Annotated in this window: 17 protein-coding genes and 3 pseudogenes; 14 read left to right on the top strand and 6 right to left on the bottom strand. The window is 56.1% G+C overall.

Annotated elements, in window-relative coordinates:
- The 8 genes and pseudogenes from HNQ95_RS29705 to HNQ95_RS29670 all read left to right on the top strand — a co-directional run bounded on the left by HNQ95_RS29705 (nt 1) and on the right by HNQ95_RS29670 (nt 7,831).
- Nucleotides 1-1,443 (top strand): TadA family conjugal transfer-associated ATPase, encoded by a 1,443-nt coding sequence (locus tag HNQ95_RS29705; RefSeq protein ID WP_067955097.1) that lies wholly within the window; start codon nt 1-3, stop codon nt 1,441-1,443.
- 4 nt (nt 1,444-1,447) lie between these two features.
- Nucleotides 1,448-2,398, top strand: coding sequence for a type II secretion system F family protein (locus HNQ95_RS29700; RefSeq protein WP_067955095.1), 951 nt, complete (start codon nt 1,448-1,450; stop codon nt 2,396-2,398).
- 8 nt (nt 2,399-2,406) lie between these two features.
- Nucleotides 2,407-3,339 carry a type II secretion system F family protein gene (locus HNQ95_RS29695; RefSeq protein WP_067955093.1) on the top strand — a complete coding sequence of 311 codons (933 nt, stop codon included), beginning with the start codon at nt 2,407-2,409 and terminating at the stop codon, nt 3,337-3,339.
- A gap of 411 nt (nt 3,340-3,750) precedes the next feature.
- Entirely contained in the window at nt 3,751-4,128 is a 378-nt protein-coding gene (tnpA, locus tag HNQ95_RS29690) for an IS66-like element accessory protein TnpA (protein WP_067955091.1), read from the top strand.
- Nucleotides 4,125-4,472 (top strand): IS66 family insertion sequence element accessory protein TnpB, encoded by a 348-nt coding sequence (gene tnpB / locus HNQ95_RS29685; protein WP_067955089.1) that lies wholly within the window; start codon nt 4,125-4,127, stop codon nt 4,470-4,472. Before tnpA ends, tnpB begins: the two co-directional genes overlap by 4 nt.
- A gap of 63 nt (nt 4,473-4,535) precedes the next feature.
- Nucleotides 4,536-6,154, top strand: a pseudogene (tnpC, locus tag HNQ95_RS29680) (IS66 family transposase).
- The gene (locus tag HNQ95_RS29675) at nt 6,154-6,450 is read left to right on the top strand and encodes a hypothetical protein (protein ID WP_067955087.1); all 297 of its coding nucleotides are present in this window, start codon (nt 6,154-6,156) and stop codon (nt 6,448-6,450) included. Before tnpC ends, HNQ95_RS29675 begins: the two are co-directional and overlap by 1 nt.
- A 370-nt stretch (nt 6,451-6,820) precedes the next feature.
- A complete protein-coding gene (locus HNQ95_RS29670) occupies nt 6,821-7,831 on the top strand; it encodes an acyltransferase family protein (RefSeq protein WP_169808293.1) in 1,011 nt (336 codons plus the stop codon).
- A 275-nt stretch (nt 7,832-8,106) separates the two neighbouring features.
- Here HNQ95_RS29670 and HNQ95_RS29665 read toward each other — a convergent pair whose 3' ends face one another.
- Nucleotides 8,107-8,370, bottom strand: coding sequence for a DUF4242 domain-containing protein (locus HNQ95_RS29665; RefSeq protein WP_067955085.1), 264 nt, complete (start codon nt 8,368-8,370; stop codon nt 8,107-8,109).
- Between the two features lie 150 nt (nt 8,371-8,520).
- Between HNQ95_RS29665 and HNQ95_RS29660 the strand changes: the two genes are divergently transcribed.
- Together HNQ95_RS29660 and HNQ95_RS33855 are read left to right on the top strand one after the other, a co-directional pair.
- Nucleotides 8,521-9,393 carry a LysR family transcriptional regulator gene (locus tag HNQ95_RS29660; protein WP_246341051.1) on the top strand — a complete coding sequence of 291 codons (873 nt, stop codon included), beginning with the start codon at nt 8,521-8,523 and terminating at the stop codon, nt 9,391-9,393.
- A 721-nt stretch (nt 9,394-10,114) separates the two neighbouring features.
- A pseudogene (locus HNQ95_RS33855) lies at nt 10,115-10,482 on the top strand (SulP family inorganic anion transporter); the annotation flags it as partial.
- Nucleotides 10,483-10,636: 154 nt separating this feature from the next.
- On the opposite strand, the gene HNQ95_RS29650 reads toward HNQ95_RS33855, so the two are convergent.
- The 3 genes from HNQ95_RS29650 to HNQ95_RS29640 form a co-directional block, all read right to left on the bottom strand.
- Nucleotides 10,637-10,972, bottom strand: coding sequence for a slr1659 superfamily regulator (locus HNQ95_RS29650; protein WP_067955078.1), 336 nt, complete (start codon nt 10,970-10,972; stop codon nt 10,637-10,639).
- 637 nt (nt 10,973-11,609) lie between these two features.
- Entirely contained in the window at nt 11,610-13,799 is a 2,190-nt protein-coding gene (locus HNQ95_RS29645; RefSeq protein ID WP_182575925.1) for a putative bifunctional diguanylate cyclase/phosphodiesterase, read from the bottom strand.
- A gap of 298 nt (nt 13,800-14,097) precedes the next feature.
- A complete protein-coding gene (locus HNQ95_RS29640; protein WP_210289180.1) occupies nt 14,098-14,394 on the bottom strand; it encodes a hypothetical protein in 297 nt (98 codons plus the stop codon).
- A 275-nt stretch (nt 14,395-14,669) separates the two neighbouring features.
- Between HNQ95_RS29640 and HNQ95_RS29635 the strand changes: the two genes are divergently transcribed.
- A complete protein-coding gene (locus HNQ95_RS29635; protein ID WP_208993672.1) occupies nt 14,670-15,107 on the top strand; it encodes a Ros/MucR family transcriptional regulator in 438 nt (145 codons plus the stop codon).
- A gap of 68 nt (nt 15,108-15,175) precedes the next feature.
- On the opposite strand, the gene HNQ95_RS29630 is transcribed toward HNQ95_RS29635, so the two are convergent.
- Complete coding sequence (locus HNQ95_RS29630) at nt 15,176-15,937, bottom strand: GGDEF domain-containing protein (RefSeq protein ID WP_182575926.1); 762 nt, start codon at nt 15,935-15,937, stop codon at nt 15,176-15,178.
- A gap of 363 nt (nt 15,938-16,300) precedes the next feature.
- Here HNQ95_RS29630 and HNQ95_RS29625 point away from each other — a divergent pair, with 363 nt between their 5' ends.
- From HNQ95_RS29625 to HNQ95_RS29620, 3 genes are all read left to right on the top strand, one after another.
- Complete coding sequence (locus HNQ95_RS29625; RefSeq protein WP_157096954.1) at nt 16,301-16,651, top strand: hypothetical protein; 351 nt, start codon at nt 16,301-16,303, stop codon at nt 16,649-16,651.
- Nucleotides 16,652-17,107: 456 nt separating this feature from the next.
- On the top strand, nt 17,108-17,254 hold the full coding sequence (locus HNQ95_RS33480; RefSeq protein WP_210289179.1) for a hypothetical protein: 147 nt from the start codon (nt 17,108-17,110) through the stop codon (nt 17,252-17,254).
- A gap of 582 nt (nt 17,255-17,836) precedes the next feature.
- Nucleotides 17,837-20,485: a bifunctional diguanylate cyclase/phosphodiesterase gene (locus HNQ95_RS29620; RefSeq protein ID WP_182575927.1), complete on the top strand. Its 2,649-nt coding sequence runs from the start codon at nt 17,837-17,839 to the stop codon at nt 20,483-20,485.
- 805 nt (nt 20,486-21,290) lie between these two features.
- Here the strand turns inward: HNQ95_RS29620 and HNQ95_RS33475 are convergent.
- Nucleotides 21,291-21,427 (bottom strand): annotated as a pseudogene (locus tag HNQ95_RS33475) (transposase domain-containing protein); the annotation flags it as partial.
- Nucleotides 21,428-21,519 lie beyond the last annotated feature (92 nt).

The raw sequence follows: 21,519 nt of genomic DNA, 5'->3' as shown, positions 1-21,519 counted from the left end.
ATGAGCGAGAACACATTCAGCCGTTTCTTCCGGCCAAACGCAAAGAGGAACACAAGCGAGGATGATCCTCTCGAGGTACTGTTCAGGGCGACGGTGCCTGAGCCTGCGAGCGACGGCGGAACCGGCCCCACGGCAGATGCCGCGGCAGGGCATGCCAACGACGTAGTCAAGCGCGAAATGGTGGAGCAGCGGGTTGCGCTGCATCGCTTCCTGCTGGACCGTATCAACCTCAGTGTCCTCGACACCATGGCTGGGGAGGAACTCATCGAGGAGATTAGACCGCTGGTGCGCGACTATGTGCGTGACCGCAATCTGCCGATGAGTGCCCGCGAACTGGATATCCTGATTATTGACACTACCAATGAGATGCTTGGTCTCGGGCCACTCGAGCCTCTGCTGAAGGACGACACGATCGCCGACGTTCTGGTCAACAGCTACAATCAGGTGTTCATCGAGCGCGCCGGCGTCCTTGAGGAAACGGATATCCAGTTCAAGGATGAAGACCACCTCATGCGGATCATCGTCAAGATCGTCTCGGCAGTCGGTCGTCGCGTCGACGAGTCCTCACCGCTGGTAGACGCGCGCCTTGCAGATGGATCGCGTGTCAATGTCGCCATCAGGCCCGTAACAATCGATGGCCCGATGGTTTCTATCCGAAAATTCTCGAAACGGCCATTTACGCTGGAGCGCCTCGTAGCAGGAAACTCGATGGCGGAGGGGATGAAGATATTGCTGACGGCTGCTGTCAAGGGACGCAAATCGATAATCGTGTCCGGCGGAACTGGTTCTGGCAAGACGACGATGCTTAATGCGCTTTCTTCGCAGATTTCGGGCAAGGAGCGCCTCATTACAATCGAAGACGCGGCTGAACTGCAACTCCAGCAACGGCATGTTTGCCGTCTTGAGACGAAACCGCCGACCCTGGATGGGCGCAACGAAATCAGGCAGCGCGAACTCCTTAGAAATGCGCTGCGCATGCGCCCCGACCGTATCATCATCGGCGAGGTGCGCAGCGAGGAAGCCTTCGATATGCTCCAGGCGATGAATACCGGTCATGAAGGATCGATGTGCACGATCCACGCGAACACTCCCCGTGATGCCATGTCACGGTTGGAACAAATGATCGGCATGGCAGGGATGCCGATGTCGCAGCTTAGTATTCGCCAGCAGATTGCATCCGCTGTCGACCTGGTCGTCCAAGTCGCGCGCATGCATGACGGCTCGCGCAAGCTGGTCTCGGTTTCCGAGATTACAGGCATGGAAAATGACGTCATCCAGATGCAGGAGCTGATGGCCTTCAAGAAGGTTGGAGTCGATGAGAACGGGAATCTGCGCGGCCAGTTTGTAGCCACCGGAATTAGGCCGCGCTTCCTCGAACAAATCGCAGAGCTAGGGTTGCACGTTCCCGACGAAATCTTCGATCCCAGCAAGAGGCTCAGTTGACGTCATGCAGACAACGCTCATCTATCTAGCAGTCTTTGTTGCGGTTCTGGTCCTCGCAGACACTTTCCAGCGCTCAATGCGCAATGCGCTGGAGCGGAAGAAATTCATCAACTACCGCCTGAGCCTCATTGAGCGCGATGTCGACCGCAAGGTTATCTATCGCCAAATGCTGAAGGAACGCGGCATCGGCAGCCGGCAGCAACAGGCATCACTCGAACCGCTGCGACGTTATATTGCGCAGTCAGGAATTCGATACGAGGGCGTGAGGTCCACGGCTTATCTAATCGCGCTGATACTGGTGCTTTTTGCGATGTGGACCTTCATCGGATTCTCAACGCTGCCGAGCTTCCTTTTTGCTCTACCTACCTCAGTTGTCTTCGTAGCGGCCTACGTCGCGCGCAAGCGTTCCAAGCGGATCAAGAAGTTTCTTGTGCAGTTTCCGGACGCGCTCGAGGTGATTGTGCGAAGCCTCGCAGCGGGTCACCCTTTGCCTGTATCGATCTCGCTTGTGGCGCGTGAAATGCCCGATCCGATTGGTTCGGAGTTTGGTATTCTGACGGACGAATTGACATACGGCACCGATGTAGACGCCGGCACGCGCAACATGGCCACGCGTGTCGGTGCCGAGGAATTGAACCTTCTGGCAATCTCCCTTACGGTTCAGCGTAGCGCGGGCGGGAACCTGGCTGAGATTCTCACAAATCTCGCTGATATGGTCCGCAAGCGGGTGATGATGAAAGCAAAGATCAAGGCCATATCGGCTGAAGGTCGCATGACCTCGTGGTTCATGCTATGTTTTCCATTCGTTCTCTATGGCATTATCAACTTTCTGCAGCCAAGATACTTCGAACCGATCTGGGAAAGCGGTAATGGCCCGATCTTTTTGACTGCCGGTGGCGTCATGATGGTCATTGGGATGCTAATCCTGCGTAAGATAGTAAACTTTGACTACTAGGCGGCGCCGTGCTCCAATTTGCTATCCTGTTGGCGACTTTTGCTTCTACGCTGATCCTCAGCGCGCTGGCTCTAGGCTACATCACATCTCGGCGTGAGGTTCAGATCCGGCTTGGCCAAGCTGCGTCTGCCGACTCCACGTCTGGGCCAATTCCGGAGGATCTTCGAGGTCTGCCTGTCGCCGAAGCGGAACTGGTCCGCAACTATTTCACAGTCGTGCGGGCGGACAAGAATCCGAACTCCCTGCAGAATCGTTTGATTCGCGCAGGTTACTTCTCCGCAAGCGCACCGCGCATTTTTCAGCTGATCCGTATCCTGGTGGCAGGTATCACCTTTGCGGTTACGCTTGTATTGCTGGGCTGGGCCAAGCCGGAGATGGCGCGGGGCTATCAGCTACTTGCCGTGTTCGTGGCAACCGCGTTCGCCTTTTTCCTGTGCAACGTGATGTTGGAACGCCGGGGCGACAAACGCGAGATAGAATACCGCAAGCTGTTTCCCGATTTCATGGATACGCTCATTGTCTGCGTTGATTCAGGAATGAGCATCGAGGCAGCCATCGATCGAGTTACAAAGGAATTCCTGAAGTCCAGAAGCAAAGACTTCGGCCTTCATTTGGCGATCATGATGCTGGAGGTACGTGGCGGCCGCAGGCTGCGCGACGCGCTTTCGCTTTTTGCCAAGCGCTTGCGCATTGAAGAAGCGCACGCGTTAGCCGTTCTTTTTCGCCAATCGGAAGAGCTTGGAGCGAGTGTTACGAAGACATTGCGTGTATTCAGCCAAGAGATGCGAGAGAAACGTATGATCAGAGCTGAGGAAAAGGCAAACGCCTTGCCGTTCAAGATGCTCCTTCCGCTTGCTGGCTTTCTCTTTCCCATCAGCGTGTTAATCGTTCTTGTGCCAATTCTAATGCGGGTTGTGGCGCTACTGAAGAGTCTTTCTTAAACTGCTGTCCATAGGCCTGGATGTAGATCACCGTCGTTTCTTATCAGAGCTTTGGCGGGTCGGCGGCGGTACAACGTCGCGGTGAGGCGGAGCCTCGGTGGCTTCTCGGCCCAGACTGCGGCGGCGACCGAGACGTCCGCGGTTACAGCGAACAGCGGCCAAGCTGGGAGAGCCTCAAGGGTCAGCGAGCTATGCTATCATTCATCAAGAGCTACAACATTTCCGCCCAAGGCTGCGGATGCAGCTCGATTGCCTACAATCCAACGATGGCCCATTTTCCCTTGTGGTGCGATGACGCTCAGCAGCGGTTTGGACGTAACCGCCCGGTTGTCGCCGGCCGGATGAGGCGTCGATGTCCTAAGACATGTCTTTAACGACGTCGTTTGCGACGTGTTTTAGGCGAGGAATGGGATGCGTGTCGAAATTCTTGGGCAGGAACGTCGGCGTCGGTGGTGTGATGATAAGAAGCTCGAGATCGTCATGTCGGTTGGGGCTGACGGGGCGGCGGTGACACAGGTTGCGCAGCGCCATGAGGTTACGCGCCAACAAATCTACGCGTGGCGGCATGAGCTGAAGGAGAAAGGGATCTTGTCGCCGGCGACGATCTTTCTGCCAATCGAGATGCCCGCGCCACACGAGATGGCTGCCGCTCCCGAGCCAGGCGAGCGTGCGCCGGCTGCGACGATGCCGATTGAGGTGCAATTGAATTGCGGGCGGAGGCTTCGCTTTGACAGTGGGGTTGATCCCGTCGTGCTGACGCGGCTGGTTCGGGCGGTTGAGACGGCATGATCGGACCGGGGACTGGCGTTCGGGTCTACCTTGCCTGCGGGATCACGGACATGCGCAAAGGAATCGAGGGCCTGGCGGCGCTGGCGCAGGACGTGTTGCGTCAGAAGCCGACGGGAGGAGCGGTCTTCGCCTTTCGGGGAAGGCGTGGTGACCGTTTGAAGCTTCTTTATTTTGATGGCCAGGGGTTCTGTCTTTATTACAAGGTCTTGCAGAAGGGCCGCTTTCCGTGGCCGTCGGCGGCCGACGGGGCGGCCCGATTGACGTCAGCGCAAATGGCGATGTTATGGGAAGGAATTGACTGGCGGCGCCCTGATTGGGGTGCGCCGCCGGCTTGCGTCGGATGATTTTATCCTTTTGAATCTAATGGTTTTTATGGCTCACCGACCTGACTTGTGGTATTCAGGTTCATGTCGAACGCCGCCGAGAATCTTCCCGACGACCCGGCCTTGCTGAAGGCGATGATCGCCGCCTTGCAGGCGGAAAATGCGCAGATGTCGGCGACGTTGCAGGCGCATGACCAGTTGATCCAGACCCTGCGGCTACGCATTGCCAGGCTGAAGAAACAGGCATTCGGCAAGTGCGCGGAAAAGATCGAGCGGGAAATCCAGCAGCTGGAACTGGCGCTGGAGGATCTGTTGATCGCTGCGGCGGAAAGCAATGCCGGGCCAATCAATCAGGCCGATGAGGCAGCGTCTGCTGCGCCTGTGGCCAGCGTGCCCGAAAGGATTATGCGCCGTCGTCCGCGCGTATCGGCGAAGTCAGTTCGCGAGCGCAGGGAACTCGATCCCGGCACCTGTTGCCCCGCTTGCGGCGGTGAACTGCGTCTTGTGGGCGAAGACGTTAGTGAAATCCTCGACATGATCGCCGCGCAGATGAAGGTCATCGAGGTCGCCCGGTTGAAGAAATCCTGCCGCTGCTGCGAAAAGATGGTGCAGTAGCCCGCGCCCAGCCGTCCGATCCCTGGCAGCATGGCGGGTGCCGGTCTTTTGGCCTACATCCTGGTCTCGAAGTTCGACGATCACCTGCCACTGTATCGTCTGAACGAAATCTTCGCCCGCATGGGTGCCGACATTCCCGATAGCACACTGGTCGATTGGTGCGGCCGCGCCATGCGGGTGCTCCAGCCGCTGATCGAGCGGATCGAAACCGTGATCATGGGCAGTAACCTTCTCCATGCCGACGACACCCCGATCCGGGTGCTGGATCGCTCGCTGCGAGACAAGGGGCTGGGGAAAGGCGTAAAGAAGGGCAGAATCTGGAAATATGTCCGCGATCAACGTCCATGGGCGGGCGCTGCCCCGCCCGGTGCGGTCTATTATTTTGCCCCTGACTGGAAAGAAGACCACGTCCATCATCACCTCAGGCAGACAAGCGGCATCCTTCAAGCCGATGGCTACAAAGGCTACGGGAAGCTTTATGAGCCTGGAGCGGATGGAGCATCCCGCTTCCGGGAGGCGGCATGCTGGGCGCATTGGCGCCGCGACTTCCACGATATCTGGACCTCGAACAAATCCGGGATCGCGCGCGAGGCTCTCGACGGTATCGGTGGGCTCTACGACATCGAGCGCGATGTTGCCGGCCAGCCTGCCGATATCCGCCTTGCCGCCCGTCAAAAGCACAGCAAAGCAAAGGTCGAGGCATTCCGCGTCTGGGCCGAAACACAACTGACCCGCATTCCGGGAAAAGGTGAACTGGCAAAAGCCTTCCGATATGGCCTGAGTCGCTGGAAATCGTTATGTCTGTTCCTGGAAGACGGTCGCGTCGCCATGGACAACAACGCCGCCGAGCGAGCCCTGCGCCCGATTGGAATCGGAAGAAAGAACTGGCTATTTGCCGGTGCCGACACAGGGGCAGAGACCTTGGCGCGTGCCATGACGATCATCGAGACGTGCAAGCTGAACGGCATCGATCCGCAGGCCTGGCTGGCCGGCGTGCTCGATCGCATCCACGATCACAAGATCAATCGTCCGAGCTGCATCCCTGGAATTGGTCGCCTGTTACCGCCATCTCCGCCGAGGCCGCCTGATGGCAACCGTGACCCATGTGTTCAGCATAGACTACGTCGCCAAATTGCTCGATGAAGATGTCGAACTCCTTCAGGCGATCGTCAGCAACGATGACAACTTGAGCTACGGCAGCAGCATCAGCGTCTACACCGGGCCGGACGAGGCAATAACTTCGCTCACCCGCGACGGAATTGAAGAGCTGGAGCAAATACTGACCAATGCTCGCCGCACCGCCGACGAATGGAACGACTTCCTCGAAGCCTTCATCGATGACGGTGAACTCATCGCTCGCATCAAAGCGAAATCTCAGCGGTAACAACCGGGCGGTTACGTTTGGACCGCCAGCGGCGCATCGCCGTTTTTGACGGCAGGATCTATATCAGCGTCGATCCCGTCCTATGCCTGCTCGACGGCTAGACTAATGTTCTTGAATTCCGAAAGCGTACTCTTACAGGCCAATTGGGCTGGCAGTAGGTGACGGTGCATCCGATGCTCATGCGGCGGCGCAACTCTCGCATTGCGCGGTTCGACCTCCTGTACATCTTGGCGAGTGTGCAAAGGGCTTGATCAGTTTCGTTTATCTGAGCAACGGCGAGTTGTCCGCCAACTGGATCGCCGCCGAGTACAAAGCTGGCGGACTCCCGGGACCTTCTATACCATTACCGATGGGTAGCGAGGGCAGGGGGATGACGTACAATCCAGCTCTGGACGGGCTGCGAGCGTTGGCGGTACTGGCGGTGCTGCTCTTCCATTGCAGGTTTCCTCCGGGCTTCGGGGGGTTCATCGGCGTCGATGTCTTCTTTGTGCTGAGTGGCTATCTGATCACCTCGCTTCTGCGGGCCGAGGTTGCCGCGACGGGCCGGATCGATCTGCTCCGGTTCTATCTGTGGCGCGCACTGCGCTTATGCCCGGCGCTTATGCTGATGCTGGCTGCATATGCTTTGGTGGCTCCGGCCCTGTTTCCGGAAGACTCCATGTTCCGCGACGTGGCCCTGGCCGGCCTTTACTTGACGGATTATTCATTCGCGTTTTGGGACTGGCCGGACAAGCTCAGCCACACATGGTCGCTCGCCGTCGAGCAGCGCTACTATCTGATCTGGCCCCTCGTGGTGATCGCGACGTGCCGGCTGTCACCACATTCCGTCGCCTGGATTTTTGCGGCGTTGTTCGTGGCGGCGTCGGCATGGCGTATCTGTGAGGTGCTTGCCTGGGGGAGTTGGCAAGAAGTGTATTATCGGTTTGACACGCGCCTGAGCGGCCTGATCATGGGGTCGCTGGTTGCCATCCTGCCATGGCGTCCCGGCCCACACGCGGCGCTGGTCCTTAGCCGCTTCTCGATGATCGTGCTTGGGCTGGCCTTCCTGTTACTGCATTGGGAACTGCTCAATGCCTTGACTTGGCCCGCCGTTCTGATCGATCTGGCGGCGGGGGCTTTGGTGATGTCGTTGGTGAGCGGCCACCAAACTCCGATCGGCACTGCGCTGTCGGCAAGGGCGCTGGTATACCTTGGGTCGATCTCGTACGGTATCTACCTCTGGCACTACCCAATCGTCCGAGCGGTTCGCGAAAACACGGACCCGGTTTCCGGAACTTTCGTGGTGGTCGTTCTGTCGATCGGTGCTGCCACGCTCTCCTATCGCTTCGTCGAAAAGCCGCTGCTTGCGCGCCGCAGTCGGCCAGCCGTGCAAGTCGCCTAACACCGATACTTCGGTCTTGCGTATTGGCTCACCTAACGGCGGACCTGCGCAGCCGTCCGCCTCTCCGGCTCGACGGCGGTGCGAGAATACGAGAATACGACAGGGTCGCCAGTGAATGCGCGTCATCTGCTGAGCTTGGTCGAACTGGTATTGATAGGCCCCGAGCTACCTGTCGAGTTCGCCGCTTTCGGACGGCTCTTAGGATCGCCGACTTTTCCTTCTCTGACCTCAAGGTCTACCCCATGCCGCTAGTCGCTAGTGAGCAGGCTCGGCAGTCACGGCGTTAGATCGAGGGCCGGAACGATCTTGTGGTACGGCAGGCCTGCATCGTCGTTCAGACGCTTAACATCGGTATCGGAATTGGCTTCGAAAAGGCACATGCAGCGGCCGTCCTCGGGCGCAAAGGTCGAGCGAAGATACTTGATCTTCGTGCCTGCGGCTGACATCTCGATTGCCTTGCTGATCGCAGCTTTCTGCGCGCCACCAAGAGCTTCCATGTTGATCCCTTTGAGATCACGTTCCACCATATAGACGCTCATTTCATCCTCCTTTTTTGAACCATGCGGAGATTGTTGACCGCATGTAGGTCAATGGGAACAACTGGTTTTTTATCGATCCATAACCGACAGCTATGGATCGGCATGGTACCATTACATTCCGAACAGTTTTGGGAGGGGTCACCCGTGGAGATGTCTCAGGTCCGGTATGTGCTGGCAGCCATAGAGACTTTGAACTTCACTAAGGCGGCCGCCAAATGCAATGTGTCGCAGCCCGCCTTAACCAAGGCGATAAAGACCCTCGAAGATGAACTTGGCGCGTCTTTGTTCCACCGGGAAGGAAAGCGTGTTCTCCTGAGTGAGTTCGGTCGGTCGCTTCTACCGCATCTGCAGCACATCATACAGGAGGCGGAAGCGACCCGGACTCTCGCCGACAATTTTAGGCTTCTGGATCAGGTGCCCATTCGCCTTGGCATCATGTCAACCATCGGCCATATGAAGTTGTCGCGGTTTCTCGCCCGGTTTCAGAAGGAATTCCGTGGAGTAGACCTTGAGGTCAGCGAAGGAAAAGTCGGCGATCTGAAAAGCCGTCTCGAAAACGGCGAACTCGAATTGGCCGTTCTCAATCCCCTTGACGGCCTTGGTGATTCTTTTCGTGTTCAGGAACTCTACAAGGAACGCTATGTCGTCATATTTCCGCCCGACCACCGGCTTTCGGCGTTTAACGTCATCCGATTGAGCGACCTCTCCGACGAGCCCTATGTTGACCGCCTGTCGTGCGAGATGCGGGACATGGTGATGAATGTATGTCGGGAGAACGATGTGAAGCTCTACGCCCGCTTTCGCTCGGAGCGCGAAGATTGGGTGCAATCGATGGTGCTCGCTAGAATTGGCTTCGCCTTCATGCCGGAATACTCTGTCACGTTGCCCGAACTTATGCAGCGTCCGCTTGTCGAGCCGTCTGTGACACGGACCATCTCCCTTGTAACCGTGCCGGGAAGGCAGTTCAGTCCGGCCACTGCGGCCATGGTTCGGGCTGCCCATAAATACGATTGGCCGGGTTGAATCGACGACGCCTGCGTTCGGGGCGATATGCGTAAACTCGAAGTAGTCATAAGCTGAAGCTTTCAAAGACTCGGAAAATTCTTCACCGCGCGATCCGAAAGTTGCCGCCAAAACACCGCTGTGATGTCTCCTGGCAAGGTTCCGAACTCAGAAGATTGTCCGGTCGGAGGAGCGGCTTCAAGTAGATACTCGCGCGTGGGAGAGGCGCAACTGAAGGATGTCGGTGATCAAGCTCTGATGCGCGGGTTGGCTACCGCATTCCCGATTGCGCGTCCGGAGCTGTCTTTGAAAGGGGCGTTGGCCATTGGTCGTCGCGAAGGGGCTGTACGTCTGGAGGAGGCACGCCGAAAGTGGGCGAGATAGCTTGGAGGGCGCAGACCCGGCTGACGGCCCTATAGCCGTTCGCGGGCGACTGCGGTGCAAACCACCGGTGTCCTCTATTAGCCCGTCCGCTGAACACCGGCCAGCGGCCAATGTTCGGCAAGGATCAGGCTTAAGCAATGTCTACAACGCCAGCATGACCGGCGCCAGTGGCACGCCGAAACGAGTCGCACATCTCCAGAATCCTGGTTAACCAAATAACCAGGATTCTCCTGTCATCCATCGATGCCATCCTTCTTCAATGAAGGGGCGGCCCGATAGACATAACAATGCGGCTATCTGGCATCAGAGACCGCGCCACGCTTACGATCGAGTACCAAGCGGTAGATGCTAACTGCTCGGCCATCCGGTCACCGGCGGGTTCGCTCGCTCGGTCGTCAATTTCGACGCCGGCGCGGTAACGCGCCGCGGCCGGCGTCTTCACCGCTGTCGGCATCGCGCTGGCGATGTTGTTCTTCACTCCATAGCTGGCGAACCTTCCGCAGGCGCCGCTGGCGGCGACGATCATCGTCGCCGTCCTGTCACTCGTCGATTTCTCGATCATCCGCTGGGTCTGATTTTCCGCGATGGCGGCGACAATCCTCGGTACTCTCTTCTGGGCGTCGAGCCGGGCGTAGTCCTCGGTGTGGTGCTGTCGCTTGTCCTCCACCTCTACCGGACCAGTCGTCGCATATGGCGGTCGTCGGCAACGTCTCCGGGACGGGACACTTAGGTAGTCGAAGAACTCGGCAATGGTGACATCGCCCTCCGGATTGCCGAGGACGAGAATCTAGGCATCGAGGAACCTGCGTCGTGGTGTTGATGGGGTGGTTAGAGTGCCGGACGCAGGGCTCAATGGCAGGTTCCGGCGGGCCTTCACTTTTCAATCCATAAGCAGCATTAGGCTTGGATATATTCTCTTGAGATTTGGCAGGGTCCTTTGCTGCCATGCAATATTGCTGTTGCCCCGAATCACCATCCGGACCTGGGGATGATTTCGGGCTTCAATCACTAATTTTGCCAGGATATTCCTGCCTTGCGAGTTGAGGAATTGCAGGTCGGACAGGTGCACCGTAAGAACTGGTGGCCCGGAGTTGAGGACGTCTCGTACCAGTGACGTGATCTCCGAAGCTGCCTTGTTCTCTAGGCGCATGACCCCACTGAAATATAGATCGGTTCCTTCTGCCCAAACACTGTAGTTGTCAGTCTTGATATCCATAGGAGCTGCCTTCAAAGACGTCTGATAATCTATGAAAGACCAATTGGTTGTACCAGACTCATCCTATACAGGAGATTGGAAAAGACCAGCATAAATAAGCTAAATACGTCCTTTTGGGTTGCTAAGACCCAGGCTTTGTGCACTTGATATCTGCCTGGCAGCTTTCGCAGGGCCGACTTTTGCCCTTCTGGCATGTGCATTTTTAGGCGCCGCATTCTGGGATGCCATACCTCACCAACCGTGACTTGCCACCGGCCACTGGGTGTTGCGTGCTTTGTTCGATTTTCTAGCTGATGGATATTTCGGCAGATTTGCCCGGGGTGCTGACTTCGCTGTCGGGACTAATTGGTGTCTTCGTGCGCCTCCGCACTAATGTAGAGGTCAGATATGTATTAGCTATTGCTGGTGAAATACGTTTTGATATGGTTGCGATGTAGAGCGTGCGCCCCCAACCCCACCCTAACGCGCTCTACCAACAAGTAACACTTTGCCTGCGAGGCCTGATTTAAGGCTCCGCTCCTGTTAGGGAGCGGGGTCTTCTTCGTTCGGCGCTCGCCAGCACGCTTCTACATGGGCCGGCAAACTCCCAGAGTCGGCCTGACCGTATTGATACTAGCGGCTCATGGGCGACAGCGTCTTAGCCACCCACCCGAAACTCTCTCAAGCAGTCTCGCCTAAGGAAGCGCTCGGCCAGTTCCTCCTTCGACAGAGGTTTAGAGAACCAATAGCCTTGCAATTGATGGCTGCCGGCCTGTCGGGCAAACTCCGCCTGGTGCCGATTCTCAATTCCTTCGACTGTGACAGGGACCCCGAGAGCATTCACCAGTTTGATAGTGGCATCCAACACTTTCGCAGCCTGAGCATCATGCTCGATATTGGCTACAAGCGACTTGTCTAACTTGACGCGATCAAAGCGAAATTGCCGCAACGAGCCGATACTCGCAAACCCGGAACCGAAGTCGTCGAGAGCAACCTTGATGCCTAGCGCCTTGATCTCGGAGATTGATCGTTTCGCCTGATCGGCATTGGAAATAAGAACGCCCTCCGTAAGCTCGATGGTCAGGCGGTTTGGCTCAAACCCAAACTTGTCGAGCGTGGCCTTTAGGCCTCCAGCGAAATATCGGTTTCGGAGCTGCAAGGGGGACACGTTCACAGCAATATGTAAGCCAGGCCAGCGTGAGCCCTGCGCTACGGCTTCTTCCAGGATTTGAGATCCCAGTATTCCAATGAGCCCGGCCCTCTCGGCAACTGGTATGAACACATCAGGGGCGATCGGCCCACTCTCGCTGTTCCATCTCGCCAGCGCTTCCACACCGCAAAGATCCCCGCTGCGCGCGTCTACGACCGGTTGGAATGCGGCCTTGATCTCGCGCCGATCCAAGGCCTCGACCAACTGTTGTTCTAGCTTCGCTTGCTCAATAAGTTCGGCTTCCATTTGCGCGTGAAAGACGACTGTCGCGCCATCTGAACCATGCTTTGCCTGGTGCAGAGCCATTTCGCCTTGTCGTAACAAGTCGTGGAAATTCGCCTGTGACAATGCGGCCTCGGTCACGCCAACACTGACACCGATCTCGATCTCACGTCGTCCAATCTTGAAAGGTTCTGCGAACACGTCACTGACGGCCGATTGCAAATGGGGGACTTTGCCGGGTGCATCCATCAACGACACGATCGCGAACTGGTCACCGTCCAGCCGAGAAATCGCTGTTCCCAGGGGCAGATCCTGGGCCAACCGTGCTGCGACTGCTCCCAGCAGTTTATCGCCAACTTGTTGCCCCCACACGTCGTTAATGGCTTTAAAGCCATCAATATCCACTAGATACAGACCGATCATCGCCGAACGGCAGACATCGGGCGCGAGATTTTCGACATATTCGGACAAACCCGGACGATTGAGCACACCGGTTAGATGGTCGTGGAGCGAGTTTTGTCTCGCGCGGGCCTGTTCGTTGGCGAGCGAATGCACCGAGAGCAGACCAATCAAGCCAATACCTACAATCAGCAGGAGCAGGATGGCAGCCGCTCCAAAAATGAGCGGACGGACACGTTCGTAGCTGTGTGTACCCGGCTTCTCCGATGGAAGGCTGAGGAAGCCTATAGCATTGCCGTCAACATCTCTTAGAGGTGCCGCAACAGTTCCGTCCACGGCGCTGTCAGTCAGCTGAAGGCCGCCGAGGTTGAATTTTCGAGCAGTCCCGTTGATCGTTTTGGCGTCAAGATCCTTCGCAAATATCAGAGTGTAAGAACCCGGCGGCGGAATACCTTGAAGGAAGGGACGGATGCGCGCAGCGCCAATTAACGCTGACCCGTGCATAGTTCCTATGAAAGCTGCATGGACATCTCCTTCAAGGCCATCGGCAGCGCGCGCACGCTCTACGAGGCGAGCCAAGGAGCTGTCGAAAAACTCACCGGGCTGCACGTCCATTGCTTTGCCATAGCGGTAACTCAGCAGTGGCTTATCGTCGGGTCCGATCACCAATGCCATGTCATAGAGCGGATAGTCCAGGGTCGGGAATCCCCAGTTCTCGATCAGCCAAGCATCTCGAGTTGGCGACGCCAGTTGGCGATAAGCCTCGTCCCAGAATGCGTTGTCCCTGACTGTACCGGCCATCTGCGAACGCAACGACTCCAGTGCGGAAGCCGCAGCGCCAGCTGCCCTTGTCTCGTCAAGTTCATCAGCAGTACTCACGATGGAATAGATGGCGCCGCTGACGACAGCCCCTAGCGCCGCTGTTATTCCAAGCGAGAGAAGAACGGCGGTTATGAGGATCGCTCTTTTCTGATGACCCGACGAACCGAGAGGAGGGAGATGCACGCCGCCGGCCATTAATAAGCTCATGAAAGGAAAAGGAGGGCTGCCCTAGGGGTAAGTTGCCCGAACGATTAAGTTAAAGCTCAATAAGAAATTCCTAATTAAAACCATAAATTTAGATCGTATCAAGAGTATGCTGTGTCGAACCTCGCAGGCATCTCAATCAGAGGTGGATTTTCGTGCGTGGGCGTAGGAATAATTGTACAGGAATTAGGTAGACCAACTATATTCGGTCAACAGCGATAGCGATGCCAACTCGCCGTTATTTGTAGGGATCGAATGCGTCGCGCGCCGGCTCCCTAAGTTGCCATGGTCAGTGGATTAAACGGCCGAGTGCGATCTCTGTGGCGATCTGCACGCCCATCCCAATCTCGCGGCTCAGGCGCTGATCTCCCATCGTGTCGGCGTCCAGCTTGGCGTTGGTCAGCAGCTTCAAGACTTCGAGAGCCTCATTGGCGTCTAGAGTGTAAGTGAACTCCGGATCGCCCATCGCCTGCGCCAGTTCCTGGGCTTCGGACAGTTCGAGGTCAGGCATTCTACCATCAAGTTTTGGATCTGCTGTCGCGATGAGTGCTGCTTCAGCACTCGGCTTTTTCACGAAAGCTAACAACGAGGGTACAAGGCGTCGTTTTTCAGCACAGACGATGTACGCGCCCGCAAGGGCCCGGATGCTAGGTTAAGCGGTAATTTAGCTGGTCCTAACGCAACGTCAAGCAACGCGCGCGCGTGCTCTTGACCCAAGTTCAACTAGCCATATCCCAGGCCCGCGCGATGAAATACACGCCATGGTCTCTATTTCGAGCAATACATGCAACCACAACTGCATCTTGCCCCTGGGGAAAGCATCGTATAGGCAATTCACATCAAGAATAAACGGGAACAAGAATGATGGAAATTTTTGCTGGTAAGAGTGCCGCTATTTCTCCCGTCGAATTCACTACGAAGATTGTTTGCGCTTATTTGTCAAATAATGCTGTACCTTTAAAAGATGTCGGCAATCTTATTGAAATTGTCCACAAATCGTTTGTTGATACAAAGATGCGCGGAGAGCCATCTTTCAACCCTCGCTTTTTGCGGCCTGCGGTGCCGATTGAGAGTTCCGTGACGGGAGACTATATTATTTGCCTGGAAGATGGGCGTAAGTTTAAATTCATCAAAAATCACATCGAAACAAACTACAACCTAACTCCGGGGGAATATCGGGCAAAGTGGGGGCTTGCTACCGATTATCCTATGGTCGCACCCAATTATTCAGCCCTGCGCTCTCGGATGGCTAAGGAATTAGGGCTCGGCCGCAAGACCAAACCGGCACTGGTGAGATAGCACCATGACAAATGCTCCCGCTAACATCGCCCTAACAGCAGCACCTCCGGTCCAATCGCCGGGAAAGGCTATGCCAATTTGTAGCTGAATGAGACACGGTTTCGTCCCTGCTGCTTTGCCTCATATAAGCATCGAGCGGCTTGACGCAGGCTCTGTGCTGTATCGGCCGAGCCCCGCATTTCGGCGCCGCCTATGCTGACTGTCGTCCTGATGCTTCCGCGATCGCTTTTCATCCAGCGAATTGTCTCGACCTGCCGTCTGATCATCTCCGCCCGCAACATCGCACTGTCCTTGTCGACGCCACGTAGGATGACGCCAAACTCTGTCCCTCCAGTTCGGCCCACCACATCGCTGGGTCGAGTTGCATACAGAAGAGCCTTGGCTATCCGATTTAAGGCCTCGTCACCTTTGGCATGACCGTGCCGGTCGTTGATCTTTGTAAATTCATCGGCATCAATCAGGAGCAGCATGTCACATTCTTCATCTCGGCCCACACGAGCCAGGTGACCAATGAAGGCCTCACGGTTCAGGAGCCCGGTCGCCGGATCATGGCTTGTCGAATAGTTGAGTTTTTCGTGGGTTTCGCTCAATGCCGCATGGGATCTCGCGAGCGCCTCACTGGCTTCCTTGAACATCTCAGACTGATGAAAAATATATGAGGCGACTGGCATTGCGATGACAATAGGGATCACGATGCACTCGACCCAACTGAGCCAGTCGATCGGCATTCCAAGGGCTAGTCGGATAGAGAATGAAAGTACAAAAGTCGAAACAACTGCAATCGCGGTCACGACAGCTGCTTTTGCGAGAATGAGATTGCGCCGGGTCATTTCTTTAAATTAGGACAAGATCATTAAAGCATCCCTTAATGACGACAATAATAGGCCAACGATAAGCATCAAAGCCCCCGTTCCTGTCTTGCCACTTTGGGAAGCTTTCGCTGTGGATGGTAATTGGGCCACTCATATCCGGCCCTCCGTGTTTTGCGGGATGTTCGGCCGACCCATACTCGACGGCGGCGGGTTGAGGTCGCGATCGCGCAGTTACGTCTGGGGGTGGGTTTTGATTTAGAGACTTTGATTAAACTACATCACTATCCACACGCAAGAATTTAAAGGTTATAGAATACAGTACAAAAAAATCGCCATTTGTCTAAGCGTTGAAGACTCTTAATGTAGTGGGAGGAAGCAAGCATGGCCAATGCGTCGATAGCTTCTAAAAAAATGTTGGTCGGCACCATCGTCCTGCTGCTACTCTGCGGAGTGGCGACGGCAGCCGATACAAGTGTCGGCGGCAGACCTGATGGGCCTAGGGTCAACACCCCGGGCACAGACTTGTCGCCTGGCGGCAAAATCAAACGCTGCAACGCGGTACTCGCAAACCCGCAGGCGTTTGAAATTGACCTTCATGAACTTTGCAAGCTCTTACGTTCTCTCACTAAGCCTAATCGATTGCGGCAGCCGTCGGTCGAGTTTACCAAAGCCATGAGGTGTATCGGCTGCGGTGTGGTGAGGGTCGCCGGGGCCGACGACCATCAACGATGACCACTCCGTTGAACTTGCGCTGCGCAAGCGTAAGCCGGACAGGTGTCGAGTTCCCCTGTCGGAACCAAGTTGCGGGACACTCATTCCATATTCGGCACTTTCACCGCGTAAAGGGATCGTTGGCCCGCCATATTGCCCATGTGAATCGAGGCCGGCCTGACGTTGCCTCCTCATCTCGACTGAAGGGCAGCCACGGGTGCCAAGGGCCCCACGATGTCGACCACGTTTCCTGAGAAGTACCTGGCTCGTTTTCATGACTTCGATTGCCTCCAGAGGAATGGCCGATACCTTATCTGGCGGACAAATCGATCGACGTCGATAGTTCAAAGATGATGTCGCTCTCACCTGGGGCATTCGCTGCGGATCCCGACGTTGCGCCGGACGGCTCTATGAGGCCGCGTCGGCGTTGCTCACCCGCTTCAAGTGACGCGCTGCGATGTTTGCCGACAGACCAATGTGAACCTGTATGCCCGTTTTCGCCCTGAAGAGCGCGAGAACTGGGTGCAATCGATGGTGCTCGCCAGAATTGGCTTCGCTTTCATGCCGGAATACTCCGTCACGTTGCCCGAACTTCTAAAGAGTCCGCTTGCCGAACGTCGGTGACGCTGACCATTTTCCTTGTAATCGTGCCGGGAAGGCAATTCTGTCCGCCACCGTGGTGTCGGTTCGCGCTGTCCATAAATACGATTGGCGGGGTTGAATCGATGACGCACAGCTCGATCCGACATGCGGACAGATCCAACCATTTTCTGAAGCGCGAAACTATAAGCCGGGAGATCAATTGCCGCTCCTCGAGCTAATGCGGATAGCGCACCCCCAGCCCGTTCTTGCGCGGAAAGGCGCGCCACAAGCGTCAGGTTGTCGGCGGGAAGACCACGCTGACGCGCGCATCGTCGTGATCCAAGGCTGGGACGAACTCGGCCAACCCCAAGCGTGCGGCGACAGTTCGGCGGCTTGCGAAGCCGCAAGCCGCTGATGCTATGATCATTCTCTTGACCAATAAGAGGGACATCATTTGGCTTTGCTGGTCACGGATGGCACCTATCGGTATCTGGCTCATTCTGCTCCAACTTCTGAAAACATGCGAAGAGCAGGAAATGCTAATTTAAACAGTGTTAATTAGCATGGCTGTTCATTCGCGAGAACAAATTGACTGTCAGACGGGGTATAGAATTGACTGCGCTAATGTTTCGTCAGATACAGCGCGCAGTAGGTGCCTGGACGTACGCACCGGCTTCCATCGCCGCTGTCGTCCTGATACTGGCTGCGGTTTTTGCAGACCGGCAGAACAAGGTTGTCGCCGAACAGACTTTGCGTAGCGATGTAGCCAGTGAGGTCAGTCTTGTCCGTGCCAAGCTTGAAGGCAATATCAATGCCAATATCCAGCTTATCCGCGGCCTGGTCGCAACCATAGTCACTGAACCAGGCATGGGCCAAGAGCGGTTCGTTCAACTGGCGGAGAATCTCTTTCGCGAACAGAGCCAACTGAGAAACATTGCGGCCGCCCCGGACCTCGTCATCTCACTGATGCATCCGGTACGTGGAAATGAAAGGGCGCTCGGCCTCGATTATCGACGCGACGAAAAACAACGGGAGGCTGCTCTTCGCGCTCGCGATACCAAACAGCTAGTGCTCGCCGGGCCTGTGGAACTACGCCAGGGAGGGCAGGGGTTCATTGGCCGCTTTCCTGTCTTTCTCAATCGTGGCCAGCCAAACGAAACTTTCTGGGGGATCGTGTCGGCGGTTATCGACGTGCAGAAACTCTATCGGGATTCCGGATTACTCGACGACAATCTTTCAGTTGAAATCGCCCTCACCGGGAAGGATGCACTGGGTGGCAGGGGGGTCCGCTTTTTCGGCGAAGAGCGGATCACCGCCGACAATCCCGTAACGGCACAGGTATTGCTTCCGTCGGGCTCATGGCAGATCGCAGCCATTCCCAAAGGCGGATGGGATATTACACCCGCCAATAGCTGGCTCCTGCGGGCAATCATGCTGACTGGCGGTGCGCTGATTGTCATACCGATCTTGATGGCTGGTCGGTTGATGAGGGAGCGACAAAAGCACTACCGCGACTTGAGCAATCGGGAAAAAGAGCTGCGACGGGTTTCGCAGCGACTTGAGTTGGCCTTGGATGCCTCGCAGATCGGTGTGTGGGAGCATGATCTTGGTTCCAACGTTCTTCTGTGGGACGACCGCGTAAACGAGATCTACGGCAAGCCGGCAAACGGTGAGCTGCGAGAATTCGATGACTGGGCCAGCACGGTACATCCACAAGACAGAAAGCGTGCAACCGAAGACTTTGAGGCGGGCGCTGCTTCTGGGCACTATTCGTCCGAGTACCGCTTGCTCCTGCCAACCGGCGAAGTACGAAATGTTCGTTCCCGTGCCATTCGTTATCAAGAGGGCTCCAGTGCTCCCAGAATGATTGGCGCGGAATGGGACGTCACTGCTGATGCAACGTTGAACCGCGAGTTGGAGAACGCGAAGGCACTCGCGGAGATCAAGAATGCAGAGTTGGAAGCGGCTCAAGCGCAAATTGAGCATGATGCGCTTCACGATCCGCTGACCGGTTTACCAAATCGCCGTTATCTTGATGAGAAATTCAAGAACTGGGGCACCAGACGCGTTCATGACGGCGCTGCCTTGCTCCATGTTGATCTCGATCGCTTTAAACAGATCAATGACACACTCGGACATGCCGCAGGCGATGCTATGCTTGTGCATGCAGCTAAGGTGCTACAGTCAGCGGTCAGGCCCGGTGACTTCGTTGCTCGCATTGGAGGAGACGAGTTCGTGGTCGTCTGTATTGCGAAGGCCAGCCCCGTAGAACTCGCGTCGCTGGCCGAGTTTATCATTTTTCGGATGCGCCAACCGGTCTCCTATCATGGGCATCAGTGCCGCTTTGGCGTCAGTATTGGTATCGCAGCTGAAGACGGGAACGCATTCGATCCGCGCCGGATGTTGATCAATGCTGATATAGCCCTTTATCGGGCTAAGAGGATGGGACGCAGCCGACACGAATTCTTTACGGAAGACCTTCAGGCAGAGATAGTTACTACCAAACAAGTAGCCGATGAGATTCTCAACGGCTTGGAACGCAACGAGTTCGTTGCTCACTATCAGCTGCAGTTTGACGCCAACACCCTGGCGATCGCTGGTGTGGAGGCATTGGCGCGTTGGAATCACCCGGAAAAGGGACTGCTTACGCCGGACGCATTTCTCAGCATAGCAGAAGACCTTAATGTCGTTTCCGATATCGATCGCCTCGTCCTTGAGCAGTCCCTGCACAATTTTGATGGCTGGGTGAAGTCCGGCCTCCCCATCCCGCGCATATCCGTCAATGTTTCTGCGAAGCGACTACGGGATGAGGAGTTGGTCAAGGGCCTGAGTTTGCTTGAAATTCGACCTGGAACAGTCTCATTTGAACTCGTCGAGTCGATATTCCTCGATGAAACTGACGATGTCGTCGTTCAGAATGTCGACCTAATCAAGGAGCTTGGCATAGACATCGAGATTGATGATTTCGGCACCGGCTACGCATCGATCGTCAGTCTCCTGAAGCTCCAGCCGCGCCGGCTCAAGATTGACCGCCAGCTTGTGGTGCCAATCGTAGAGTCACACAGGCAGCGGAAAGTCGTTTCGTCGATCATTGAAATTGGCAAATCACTCGGTATTGAAGTGGTGGCCGAAGGCGTCGAAACGTTGAGGCACGCGACAATTCTCAATGGCCTGGGTTGTGACGTTTTGCAGGGATATGCCCTTAGCAGGCCAATGGACGAAAATAGCCTTGCTGATTTCGTTGCCAAGTGGAGAAAGCGCGCAGCTTCGTAGGTTGTTCCGACCCCGACGAAAGACGTCGGAAACAACCACGGAGTGCTGACTGGGTGAGCCGCCAGTTTTGGGTCGGGAGGAGGCGAAACGGCTAATTCTCCCGCACTTTCGATTCAAGAGGCGCTGGACGAGAACGAACCGCCTTAGCCCCTCCGCCAGACAGTGCCGTTCGATGCGGCGCTATCTTCGGCTAGCATCGATCTGGTCGCCCTTGAGCAGCAGGTAGTCGAAGTCGGGGCCTATGCACTCTCCTTTCTATTCGCCGGATTGCCGATAATAGGAAAGACCGCCTGTGGAGTAATCGAGTAATCGCCCGGTTAGCAAAGCGTGGAACGAACGCCCTTACGCGGGATCGCAGGCAGCGTGAGGCATGGAAGAGGTGCCTTTCTTGGCTCGCTTCAGAGTGTAGAGGATGACTTAAGTCTTAAGTCAATCTCCGAACTACCCAAAGTGATCGGCCCTCATGAGCGATCCCGGACAACAGTCGAAGGCGAGGATCATCCTTGGCTCGCTCCGCCTCGACCACATCAAGAAGCAGAACCTGCTGATCAGTCTCGTTTGCGTTCGGCGTAATCCACCAGCGCCGATCCTCACAGCAAAGCCCGGCCTCTGGGTGCTCCTTGGAGGTATTCAATCGCATATTCGGCGTTCACTTTTCTCGGTTCCGCGTCCCCATCGGCGACTTGTCCGGCGATAACGACGAGGACACTTCCTTCACGGGTTGATTGCTGTCGCATGCCGGAGTGCTGGTCATTTTGCTCCAGTTGAATGCCGTTGACGAGCAGCCGTACTGTAACCGCTGTCCTCAGGCCACGGCCTTGAGTGGCGCTGGGGCATAGGCCCAGGGGAGCAGGTCGTCGAGCTGGCTTTGCCGATGGCCGGCGACGATGCGGGTGATGACGTCGGCGAGGCGTATGGGTCGACGCCGTTGAGTTTGGCGGTTTATGCCGACCGTCGAACTATGCCGAGTGAGCAAGTTTTTACCAATGCTTTCAGTAACGTAGCGGTAGCAGGATCGGCATAGCCTAGGCTCT

It is taken from the genome of Aminobacter ciceronei (assembly GCF_014138625.1).
Taxonomy (GTDB): Bacteria; Pseudomonadota; Alphaproteobacteria; order Rhizobiales; family Rhizobiaceae; genus Aminobacter; species Aminobacter ciceronei.
Note: the sequence above shows the minus strand (reverse complement) of the source record. Positions and strands in the feature narration are given on the sequence as shown.